Annotated in this window: 11 protein-coding genes and 1 tRNA gene; 6 read left to right on the top strand and 6 right to left on the bottom strand. The window is 52.3% G+C overall.

The features are described from left to right. Positions 1 to 7: 7 nt before the first annotated feature. From CA832_RS02430 to CA832_RS02420, 3 genes are all read left to right on the top strand, one after another. A complete protein-coding gene (locus CA832_RS02430; RefSeq protein WP_088339963.1) occupies positions 8 to 970 on the top strand; it encodes a PorP/SprF family type IX secretion system membrane protein in 963 nt (320 codons plus the stop codon). 44 nt (positions 971 to 1,014) lie between these two features. Continuing rightward, the gene (folB, locus tag CA832_RS02425; RefSeq protein WP_088339962.1) at positions 1,015 to 1,374 is read left to right on the top strand and encodes a dihydroneopterin aldolase; all 360 of its coding nucleotides are present in this window, start codon (positions 1,015 to 1,017) and stop codon (positions 1,372 to 1,374) included. A 44-nt stretch (positions 1,375 to 1,418) separates the two neighbouring features. After that, a tRNA-Cys gene (locus CA832_RS02420) sits at positions 1,419 to 1,489 on the top strand. Positions 1,490 to 1,527: 38 nt separating this feature from the next. Here CA832_RS02420 and CA832_RS02415 read toward each other — a convergent pair. Genes CA832_RS02415 through rnr form a run of 3 tightly spaced genes read right to left on the bottom strand, consistent with a single transcriptional unit; the run spans position 1,528 to position 5,105 of the window. Further along, entirely contained in the window at positions 1,528 to 2,193 is a 666-nt protein-coding gene (locus tag CA832_RS02415; protein WP_088340729.1) for a LysE family translocator, read from the bottom strand. A 5-nt stretch (positions 2,194 to 2,198) separates the two neighbouring features. Then, positions 2,199 to 2,891 carry a head GIN domain-containing protein gene (locus CA832_RS02410; protein WP_088339961.1) on the bottom strand — a complete coding sequence of 231 codons (693 nt, stop codon included), beginning with the start codon at positions 2,889 to 2,891 and terminating at the stop codon, positions 2,199 to 2,201. Between the two features lie 30 nt (positions 2,892 to 2,921). Beyond that, on the bottom strand, positions 2,922 to 5,105 hold the full coding sequence (gene rnr, locus CA832_RS02405) for a ribonuclease R (protein WP_088339960.1): 2,184 nt from the start codon (positions 5,103 to 5,105) through the stop codon (positions 2,922 to 2,924). A 600-nt stretch (positions 5,106 to 5,705) separates the two neighbouring features. Between rnr and CA832_RS02400 the strand changes: the two genes are divergently transcribed. The 3 genes from CA832_RS02400 to CA832_RS02390 are packed head-to-tail and all read left to right on the top strand — an operon-like array spanning position 5,706 to position 7,526. Beyond that, entirely contained in the window at positions 5,706 to 6,137 is a 432-nt protein-coding gene (locus CA832_RS02400) for an RpiB/LacA/LacB family sugar-phosphate isomerase (protein ID WP_088339959.1), read from the top strand. A 29-nt stretch (positions 6,138 to 6,166) separates the two neighbouring features. After that, complete coding sequence (locus CA832_RS02395) at positions 6,167 to 7,075, top strand: cation diffusion facilitator family transporter (protein ID WP_088339958.1); 909 nt, start codon at positions 6,167 to 6,169, stop codon at positions 7,073 to 7,075. A 1-nt stretch (position 7,076) separates the two neighbouring features. Further along, entirely contained in the window at positions 7,077 to 7,526 is a 450-nt protein-coding gene (locus tag CA832_RS02390) for a GNAT family N-acetyltransferase (protein WP_088339957.1), read from the top strand. Here the strand turns inward: CA832_RS02390 and CA832_RS02385 are convergent. The 3 genes from CA832_RS02385 to CA832_RS02375 form a co-directional block, all read right to left on the bottom strand. Beyond that, entirely contained in the window at positions 7,523 to 7,900 is a 378-nt protein-coding gene (locus tag CA832_RS02385; RefSeq protein WP_088339956.1) for a hypothetical protein, read from the bottom strand. The genes CA832_RS02390 and CA832_RS02385 overlap by 4 nt on opposite strands. Positions 7,901 to 7,988: 88 nt before the next feature. After that, positions 7,989 to 9,053: a Gfo/Idh/MocA family protein gene (locus CA832_RS02380; protein WP_088339955.1), complete on the bottom strand. Its 1,065-nt coding sequence runs from the start codon at positions 9,051 to 9,053 to the stop codon at positions 7,989 to 7,991. After that, positions 9,050 to 11,191, bottom strand: coding sequence for an outer membrane protein assembly factor BamB family protein (locus CA832_RS02375; RefSeq protein ID WP_088339954.1), 2,142 nt, complete (start codon positions 11,189 to 11,191; stop codon positions 9,050 to 9,052). The genes CA832_RS02380 and CA832_RS02375 overlap by 4 nt, the downstream gene beginning before the upstream one ends. Between the last annotated feature and the right edge of the window lie 17 nt (positions 11,192 to 11,208).

Raw genomic sequence — 11,208 nt, 5'->3', positions numbered from 1 at the left:
ATACACCATGCGCAGGAAACTCATTTTCTTTTGGATCATGCTGGCAGCGTTCCGCCTGGGCGCCCAGGAGTTGAACTCTCCCCAGCTTTCCCAGTACCTGGCGGACAACCCCTTTGTGCTGGCGCCCACCTATGCGGGTATCGGTGACCACGTAAAGGTGCGCCTGAACGGCCTCAGCCAGTGGGTTGGGATCAAGGACGCCCCCCAAACGCAATCCCTGGCCGCAGATGCGCGGATCGGGAACCGCTCCGGCCTGGGAATATTCCTCTACAATGACCGAAACGGGTATACACGCCAGCAGGGGGCACGCCTCTCTTTTGCGCACCACCTTACCCTGGACCGGTACGAAGACGAATTCCTGTCTTTCGGGATTTCCTACAACTTTAACCAGTTCCGGATCGATATTGAAGAATTCCGGGAAGCAGACGGCAGCCCGTTTATAGACCCCAGTGTTACCGACGACCGCTCAACGAGCAACCACAACTTCGACGTGGGGGTTATGTACCGCTACAATAAGTTCTATGTAAGTGTAAACGCTTCCAACCTGTTAGACAAGGACCTGGCGAGCTTTAATCCGGTCTTTGAGCCCAACCACCTCAGGAACTATTATGTCTACACCGGCTTCCGGTACTCGAAAAACAAGAACAGCCGCCTGGAAATTGAGCCATCCGTATTGTATAAGCTCTTTGAAAGCGACGGACGGTCCGAAACAGACCTCAACGTAAAGCTCAGGCTTTACGATTTCGAAGATTACTACTACGGTGGGGTCAACTACCGTTTCCTGAACGATCAGATCGGACGGCCGCTCTATATCGCTCCTTTTGTAGGTTTCAAAAAGAGCAATTTCTACTTCGGGTATTCCGTACAGGTGATTCTGAACGATATCCTGGCCTACAGCTACGGGACCCACGTGGTTACCGTGGGCATGGACCTCTTCCAGGGGCTCAGCAACTGCCGCTGCACCTATTGACCGGGAAGGTTCAATTTGCATAGCTTTGCAGCAAAACATCGCCCATGGGGATTATCCGGCTTGAAAACGTGCGGCTTTACGGGTTTCACGGCTGCCTGAAAGAAGAAGAAAAGATTGGATCCGATTACCGGGTAGACCTGGAAGTTCATGCTGACCTGCAAAAGGCAAGTGCATCGGACCACCTGGAAGACACGGTAGACTACGTGCAGCTCCAGACCATCATCCGGGAGGAAATGGCCCGGCGCACCAAACTCATCGAAACGGTGGCCGCCCGTATCCTGGACCGTATCCTGGAGGAACAGCGGGCTGTTACCCAGGCCAGGGTTGCCGTATCCAAGATCAACCCACCCATTGGGGGAGATGTACAGCAGGTAACCGTAGAACTGTCCAAAAACAGGAACTGAGTTTTCTGTTGGATGGAAAAAACACTAACTTTGCCATCCCTTAAGGCATCGTGGCCGAGTGGCTAGGCACAGCTCTGCAAAAGCTTGTACAGCGGTTCGAATCCGCTCGATGCCTCAGAAGGAAGAAACCCCGGGAAATTTCCCGGGGTTTTTTTATTCGCGCATCATTTCAATACCCTGTTCAATGGACCACCGCTCCTTGGGAAGGAACCCTTCCACAATCAGGACAATGCCGCAAATAACCAGGATGATGCCCAGAATTTTTTTGGCCCAGTAGATGCGCCTGCGCGTGAGTTTGCTGCGCAGTTGCTTGGCCAGGATAATCTTCACAATATCGGTGATGAGATAGGTGGCCAGCATGGCCCCGAAAAAAGTAATAAGGCGGTTGGGCTCGTTCTCCAGGCTGGGACCCACAATTATGATAATCCCCAGCCAGAACACCAGAACGCCTATATTGATGAAATTCAACAGGAAGCCCTTTACCATAAGCCCCAGGTAATCCGTCCCACGGGTCACAAAATGGGGTTTTTTTTCCTTGAAGTCCGAACGGAATACCGTCGTCATCCCGTAAACCAGCAGGATGACCCCCCCAAAGACATACAAACCGGGTTGGTTGCTGAGGTTTTCCAGGAGTTGAAAACTACTGAAATAGGCAATAAGGATAAAAAGCACATCGGCAAGGACTACACCCAAATCCAAACTTAATCCTGCACGGAAGCCTTTGGTGGCGCTGGTTTCGAGCAGTACAAAGAAAACAGGGCCGATCATGAAGCTCAACAAAAACCCCAGTGGTATTGCCGCCTGTATGTCGTCCCAAATCACCCTTACATGCGTTTTATGGTTCCTCCGAACACCGTTTTCTCGTCCATTTTTGCCGGGTTCCCGTAGACAAAGACTTTGCCGCCTGCCTTAACCGAAGCCTGCACGTAATCCGAGGCGTGGATTTCTGCTGTAGAACCGGCATTGACATTCACGGTACAGAGGCCTGTTCGGAATTCCTTCCCGTGGTAGATCCCCCCGGTATTGATCTGTACATCCTGGTTTTTAGAGGTTCCTGATGCACTAATAATACCCCCGGTAACGGCTTTGACCAGGAACTGGGTGACCTCCGCTTTTACACGGACCTCGCCCCCTTCCTGGGCCTTTACTTCCAAAACATCCTGCCGGATAACCGACTCGGTCTGAATCAGCGCGTCTTCGTTAACGTCTATTATTTTAGGGGCACGGGTGTAATACACATCCACAAAGGTTTGGTAACCACTGAAAATCCGGGTGATTTCCATCCTGATTTTCAATACCCCACCGGTATTGACAACAGCTACCTTGTCGGTATCCTGGCCGCGGACTACCGCTTCATCTTTATCCGCAGGAATAAGCTTGACCGATATTCCGTCAAAGACCTTGATTTCGTTATAGGAGTCGAGGGTATGGGTAATGGTACCGGATTGGGACGTTGCCCTGGCCCCGCCAACCAACAGGAGTAATGCTACGACAAACCTTGTCTTGTTACCACCCATACGAATACATTGTCAGTGTTGCCAGTACCCCTAGCGTTTACCGATAAGGGTAAAATCCAGGTGTCTTTTGATCAGGTCGGTGTGCTTGACCATAACCCGGACTTCATCTCCCAATTGATAGACCTGGCCCTTTCGTTCGCCAACCAGGGCATACTGCCTTTCATCAAAGGTATAATAATCATCCTTTAAATCCCGGATCCGGATCATCCCTTCACACTTGTTTTCGACGATCTCCACATAAATACCCCATTCAGTCACCCCGGAAATAACCCCGTCGAACTCTTTGTCCCGGTGGTCTTCCATGAATTTGATCTGCATATACTTCACCGAATCCCGTTCGGCATTGGCCGCCAGATTCTCCCGTTCGGAGGAATGCTTGGCCTGTTCCTGGTAAGGCCCGGCTGCCGGGGTTTTCCCTCCACTCAGATAATGATCCAGCAAGCGGTGGACCATAACATCCGGATACCTCCTGATAGGAGAGGTGAAATGGGTGTAATATTTAAAGGCAAGCCCGTAATGCCCGATATTATCCGTACTGTAAACCGCCTTGCTCATACTGCGGATGGCCAGGGTGTCTACCAGGTTTTGTTCTTTGCGGCCCTTTACGTCCTCCAGCAACTGGTTCAGGGACTGGCTCAGGGCCTTTTCGCTCCGGAAATCCAGGTTGTGTCCAAATCGTTTGACAATCCCGTTGAGGGCCATTAGTTTATCCTCATCCGGCCGGTCGTGGATCCGGTAAATAAAGGTTTTCTCCGGTTGTTGCTTCCCGATGAATTCCGCCACTTTCCGGTTGGCGAGCAACATAAATTCCTCGATGAGCTTATTGGCATCCTTGCTTTCCTTGAAGAAAACCCCAATGGGTTCGTTGTCTTCGTCCAGGTTAAATTTCACTTCTACCTTGTCGAAGGAAATTGCCCCGTAGTCCATGCGTTTCTTCCGCATGATCTTGGCGAGTTTATCCAGGGTCGTTATCGCATCCACAATTTCCTCCTGAACGGTGTAAGCCCCTTCGCGTATGGAAACGGAATCCGGTATTTCTCCTTTCCCCGTTTCGATGATATGCTGGGCTTCCTCGTAGGCAAAACGCTCATCCGAGTGAATAGCCGTGCGCCCAAACCACTGATTTTTAACCTTGGCATGCTGGTCCAGCACAAAAACTGCGGAAAAGGTGTACTTGTCTTCCCGGGGCCGGAGGGAACAGGCATTATTGGAGAGGATTTCCGGGAGCATGGGCACCACGCGGTCCACCAGGTAAACAGAGGTAGCGCGGTTATAGGCTTCCTCCTCCAAAAGGGTCCCGGGCTGCACGTAATGGGATACATCGGCAATATGGATGCCTACCTCAATATCCCCACCTTCCAATCTCCGGAAAGAAAGGGCGTCGTCAAAATCCTTGGCATCCTTTGGGTCTATGGTAAAAGTCAGGACATCCCTGAAATCCCGACGCTTTTCAACCTCTTCTTCGCGTATCCGCGTATCGAGATTATTGGCATCTGCCTCTACCTCCGGCGGAAAGGCAAGAGGCAGGCCGTATTCGGCCAGAATGGAATGGATTTCGGTATCGTGTTCCCCGGGTATCCCGAGGACTTCCACCACACGGCCAAAGGGAGAATCTGCATCCTCCGGCCAGCTGACCAACTCCACGATTACCTTTTCGTGCTCCTTCGCCCCGGAAAGGTCCTTCAGGGAGACGAAAATATCGGTGTACATCCGGGAGTCTGTTGGCCGGACAAATGCAAAGGATTTATACGTATCCACCACCCCTACAAAGGAGGTTTTCCTGCGCTTTACGATCCGCGTAATTTTACCTTCTGGCCTGCTCTGGCGCCGCTTCTGGAACAACTGTACCTCTACGGTATCCCCGTGGAAGGCGCGGTTCAGGTTCGGGTAGCTCACAAAAATATCGTCGTCCAGTTCTTCGGTTCCGATATAGGCATTCCCCTGGGAATTCATATCGACCGTCCCCACATACGTAGTAGGGACAAAAATGGCCTTGTATTTCCCTCTGGAGGTCTCTTCTATCCGCTTTTTCTGGGTAAGTTGCCCCAGGCGTTTGATAAGCAGATTGCGCTCTTCCGGGGTAGAGAGTTGCAGCTGAGCTGCTATTTGTTTGTAATTGAAGCTTTTGCGGGGTTCTTTTTCGAGTACGCTAAATATTCCCTTGGTAACTTCATTGGTCAGGTGATTCTTCGCCCGCTTCTTCTTCTTCGACATTAAGGATCGACTTTCACGCAAAATTACGAATTATATCGGTAGGGTTATGGTTCCTGCCAGTGTACCGCCTGTACACTGTAAACAATTATCAATCATATTTCATTTTTTCTTTTTTCAAATCTTTAAAAAATAGGGATAATGATAGGGTGTTGATAGGGTGTAGAACTATTTGAATTCTGGTTTGCTTATTCAGATATTAAGAAATTGTAAACACAATGTTAGTGCTACTCCAACTTCATTTCCTGAATGTTAGGATTTATATTAACGATTAACGGAAGTGGTTATAAACCGAAATATGGGAAAACTTTCACCTATTATGACTGTTTATTTCAGGGTTGAATTGTGGGATGAGTTCTTCAAAAATGCTGATAATTTAGTCTTGATTGTTAGGTATGGAATCTGTAATGCGATTTTTAGGTCGATTTTCAAAATAGGGTTATCATTATTTTCAAGCATTTTCTCAACAGCTTCTTCACCTGAGTGTACAACTTTTTAACCAGGTGTTTATCCCGCGTTACGTTTACGTAATACCGTATCTGCCAGGGGGTGGAAATCAAAGGGTTTTGTACCTTTACCAGGTATTCCTCAAATGACTTTACCATGAAAATAGCTATTGGAAATGACCACGCCGGTACCGACTATAAACTGGCTATTGTAGGCCTGTTGAAATCCATGGATATAGAAGTAAGCAATTACGGTACCGATGGTACCGATGCGGTGGACTATGCGGATTTTATCCACCCGGTTGCTAAAGAGGTAGCCACAGGCGAGGCCGATTGGGGCATTATCATCTGCGGAAGCGGAAACGGGGCTGCTATGACGGCAAACAAACACCAGGAGATCCGTGCTGCCCTTTGCTGGAACAAGGAGATCGTATCCCTGGCCAGGGAGCATAACAACGCCAATATACTAAGCCTGCCGGCGCGGTTTATCGCCATCCCCCAGGCCCTTGAAATGGTTCGTACATTCCTGAACACCCCTTTCGAAGGCGGGAGGCACCAGCGCCGGATAGACAAAATTCCATGTTACTAACCTTGCGGTAATGCCGCTGCCGGGGGACTATGGCACAGCACCACCATCATCATCACCATAAGGAAGTTCAGGGTCGGAACCTGCTGCTGACCATCCTGCTGAATATCCTTATCACTGCTGCCCAGGTGGTAGGGGGTATCATTTCTGGCAGCTTAGCCCTGCTTTCGGATGCCCTCCACAACTTCAGCGATGTCTTATCGTTGGTCATCAGTTATGTGGCCAACCGCCTGGGCAGAAAAGAGGCTTCCTCCAACCGGACTTTCGGATATAAGCGCGCTGAGATTATTGCGGCATTTGTAAACTCGGCCTCCTTATTAGTGGTAGCTATTCTTCTCATTAAAGAAGCAGTGGAGCGCTTTCTGGAGCCTGAAACGGTCGGGTCTGGTATTGTGATAAGCCTGTCTCTGCTGGGTATCGCCGCAAACGGTTTCAGTGTCTGGTTGCTTAGGAGTACAGCCAAAGGCAATATGAATATGCGTTCGGCTTACCTGCATTTATTTACTGACATGCTCGCCTCCGTAGCCGTCCTGGTTGGGGGTATCCTGATGTATTTTTTTGGCTGGTATTGGATCGATCCGCTGTTAACCGTCCTTATCGGGCTATACCTGATCTATATGGGATACGACCTGCTGCGCTCCTCAACCCGGGTGTTGATGCTTTTTACCCCGGATAGTATTAAGGTTAAGGAAATTGTGGCCGCCATCAGCTCCCTGGAATCCATTAAAAACGTACACCACGTACACATCTGGCAACTCAATGAGGATGAGGTACACCTCGAAGCCCATATTGACTTCAAAAAAGATATCCGGTTATCGGAATTCGATGCCATCTTGTTGCAGATTGAGGATAAGGTGTACCATGAATTCGGGATCAACCATGTCAATATCCAGCCGGAATTCGGAAAATGCGACAGTAAACAGATAATTGTCCAGGATTGATATGGAAATTCGGATCCGCACCTTTGAGGCCTTAACCCCATCTGAGCTCTACGATTTGCTGCAACTTCGCAGTGCTGTTTTTGTGGTGGAGCAAGAGTGTATTTATCTGGATCCTGATGGGAAGGACCTGGAAGCCCTGCACATCCTGGGATATCGGGAAGGGGAACTCGCGGCTTATACCCGCGCCTTTCCCCCGGGCGCCTATATGGAACAGGCCAGTATTGGCCGCGTTTCTGTCCGGGAGTCACACCGGGGGTTGGGGTTGGCCAAGGAAATCATGCGCGCCACCATGGAGGCCGTCGAAAAGAGATTTGGCACTACAGAGATTGCCCTTTCCGCCCAATCCTACCTAAGACGGTTTTACGCGGAATTGGGTTTCCGGGCCGTAGGAGAGGAGTACCTGGAAGATGGGATCCCGCACATTAAAATGATACGGCAGAAGCCTTCTTAATTGATCTTAATAGGCTCTTTATTCCCAAGGTTAAGTTCCTGCAACAGAGTGTTGGTAAACTTGTAATGCCCTCGGAAGGTGATGATGCGGAACCGGTCCGACTTCAAGCGGCTGAGGGTGTCCAGAAAAAGCCATTTCGACTTCAGTTTTTTAGGCGCGTCCGATTTCAGGCTTAAGTCAAACAGGTATTTCCGCCCATTTTTGGTGGCGGTAATATCCGGGGTCACCGGGTTTCCTGTACTTTTTTTGATAAAGGATTTCGGGGTCTCATAGCCTTCCATATCGGCTTTGATATTCTGGAAGCCCCGGGCCTGCAAATGTTCGATCGACTTTTCGAGTAACTCCTGGTTTTCTTGTTTTTCCGGTTTTATCATAGTGAAATAATATAACCAAAAAATTGGGAATTCCAAAAATTACCCCAGGATTAACATAAGATTAATCGATTTAAAACCAGTCGGTTACTTACAGGTAAATGGTCTTTCCTCTTCGGGCCGAGGCATCGGCTGCCAGCACTATTTTAAGGCTGTTCACCGCATCGGTAAGGTGGTCCTCCATGTCCAGGTCCTCCCTGATGGCCCGGAGGAACAGCTGTTGTTCCAAAAGGCAGAGCCCGTCGTGGTCGGGCTCATCGGCCGTACTGACGATTTCATCCTCCCGGCTGAAATGCCCGGACCCGTCCAGCGCGCTGTGGTGCAACCGGAGGCTCCCCGTTTTGGAGTGGCCCTCAATATCGTCGGAGTCGCCTTTTTCCGAGTCCTGTATGGAAACACAGCCTTTAGGGCCGATAACATCCTTTACAAAAAAGGCTGTTTCGCTCATCATGGGTCCCCACCCGGCCTCGTACCACCCTACGGAGCCGTCTTCGAAACGCACCTGCAACTGCCCATAGTTGTACATCTCCGTGTCTATTTCTTCGGAGAGCCGCGCCCCAATGGCGCTTACGCTAACCGGCCTGGACCGGGTCATCAGGCACATGATATCCACATAATGTACCCCGCAGTCTACTATAGGAGACATTGAGCGCATCAGTTGTTTATGGGTATACCACTGCTGGCCCGAGCTCTGCTGGTTCAGGTTCATGCGCATCACCAGGGGCTTGCCCAGCCCCCGCGCGAGTTCCACGAATTTTTCCCAGGCCGGGTGCACCCTCAGGATATACCCAACCACCATTTTCAGGCCTTTGTTTCGGGCCAGGTCTACCAGGTGCTGGGAGGCCTCCACGGTCAGGGCCAGGGGTTTCTCCACAAACACGTGGCAGCCATGGTTTAAGGCTTCTTCCACCAAAACCTCATGGGTGTCCGGGTAGGTGTTTACCGAAACGGCATCTACCGGGCCGCCGGCAAGGGCCTCGCTGAGGGTAGGGAAGGTGGGGTATCCGCCCAGTTCTTTCGAAAGGCGCTCCCGGCTTTCGGGTTGGCGGCTTACCAGGCCTGCGATTTCAAATCCTTCCAGTTGGTGGTAGGCCCGGGCATGGCTGGTCCCCATATTCCCGCATCCTACGACGACTACTTTTATTGGCTTTTTCATGGTTCAGGGATACTAAATGCAACAATCGTATTTCCGGCAGGGGTGCCCAGTTTTTCGCCCCCGCAAGCCAGGGCAATATAGGTTTTTCCTCCTGCGGCGTACAGGGCCGGGGTGGCAAAGGAGGCCGCCGGGAGTTCCACCTCCCAGAGCAACTGCCCGGTGTGCCGGTTAAAGGCGCGGAAAAACCCGTCCTTGGTGGCTGCAATAAACAACAGGCCGTTTTCGGTTATGACCGGGCCCCCGTAGTTCTCGCACCCAGTGGGAGGGTGCCCTTCGGCTTTCAGCTCAGGGGTGTCCCCGAGAGTGGTGCTCCAGAGGTATTCCCCAGAGTTGAGGTCTATGGCATGAAGGGTCCCCCAAGGAGGGTCTATGCCAGGAAGGCCATTGGCATCCAAAAACTTGTGATACCCCGTGTGCTGGTAGGGCAGGGGCGGGAGGCTGCTTCCTTCCCCGGAGCTTTCAGCTACCTCCTTCTTGTCTTCCTGCTCTAGCAAAAAGGCAATAAGGGCCTCCTTGTCTGCTTCGTTTATTTGAGGGAAGCCTGGCATCATTCCCTTGCCCCTGGTAATCTGCTCCCCAATTTGTTCCGGGGTGAATTTTCCGCCCAGCCCCAGGAGGGAGGGGTACCCGCTGGCCTGCATCCCGCTTCGGTCTGCCTGGTGGCAAATGGCACAGTAGGTCTGGTAGGCCTGCTCGCCCCGGGGCAGATCCGCAGTTTGTGCAGGGGTCTGCCGCATCTGCAGGATCCAGGCCATTTCATTGGAATTGACATAGAGGATTCCGCGCTCCGGATCTGCCCCGGCTCCGCCCCATTCGGCAGCCCCGTCGTATCCGGGCAGGAGGAATACCGGGTCCAGCCCCGGGGGGGCGTATTGGCGTTTATCGGCCTGCTCCATAAGCGCCAGCAGGGAGTCCTGGTCCGGCGCATAGGGGCTGATGTCTTCCGGACCCATGTTCTGGGATTGGCGGGCAAAGGGCGCCGGTTTAACCGGAAGTGGTTGGGTGGGCCAGGCCGATTCCCCAGCAAGCGTCGAAGCCGGCACGGGTCGCTCTTCTATCTCGAATAAAGGCTCCCCGGTTTCCCGGTGAAAAACGTACACATAACCTTGTTTGGTGACCTGGGCCACGGCCGGGATTTTCCGACCACTGCGCTCCACGGTTATCAGGTTGGGGGGAGCAGGGGGGTCCCGGTCCCAGATGTCGTGGTGGGTAAATTGAAAATGCCATTTTAGGCTGCCTGTATTCGCATCCAGGGCCAGGAGGGTATTGGCATAGAGGTTCTGGCCGTTGCGGACCCCCCCATAGAAGTCCGGGGCGGCAGATCCGGTGGGCACAAACAGGAGTTCCCGCTCCGGGTCTACCGCCATCCCGGCCCAGTTGTTGGCCGCCCCCACCAGGGGGTTGTTCCGAACATCTGTGGTGCCCCAGGTCTCGCTCCCGGGCTGCCCAACACCCGGAAGAGTATGGAAGACCCACTCCAGGGCGCCGGTGCGTACATTAAAGGCCATTATATCGCCGGGAGGCGCCCCCGTACTTTCCGATACCCGCAGCGGCATAATGATCAGGTCTTTGAAAATGGTCCCCGGCGTATTGGAAATCACGAACTTCTCCCGGGCCGATTCCGGCAGGCCGGAACGAAGGTCAATTTTGCCGTGATCCCCGAAGGTGGAGATGGGCTTGCCGGTACCGGCGTCCAGCGCCCACAGGTCCGACCCCATGGTGTAGAAAATACGCCGGTCTTCCCCATCCCTCCAATAGCTCACGCCCCTGCTGGTGGAGTGCCACACCTTAAGGCTGTTCCCAAAGACCCAGAGCGGTTCCCCTGTGCGCGCATCCAGGGCAAAGGCACGTAGCGCAGCAGTTACCCCGTACAACACAGTATCGACCACCAGGGGGCTCATCTGCATTTGCCCGAAGTCCGGGCTCTGGTAGGTCCAGGCCACTTCCAGGCGGGTCACGTTTTCAGGGGTAATCCCGTCGAGGGTGCTGAAATGGCTGCGCCCGTCGTCCCCCAGGTAACTGGACCAGGTAACATAGGCATCGGACCCGGAACGTTGGCTTTCGGAATTGGGCGAACAGGACACCAACACCAGTGCGGGAATGGCCAAAAACCAAATACGGGAATGAAGGAGGGTCATTGGGCGGCTATTTTCCC

Source organism: Robiginitalea sediminis (assembly GCF_002198115.1).
Taxonomy (GTDB): domain Bacteria; phylum Bacteroidota; class Bacteroidia; order Flavobacteriales; family Flavobacteriaceae; genus Robiginitalea; species Robiginitalea sediminis.
This window is presented reverse-complemented; position numbering and strand designations above follow the sequence as displayed.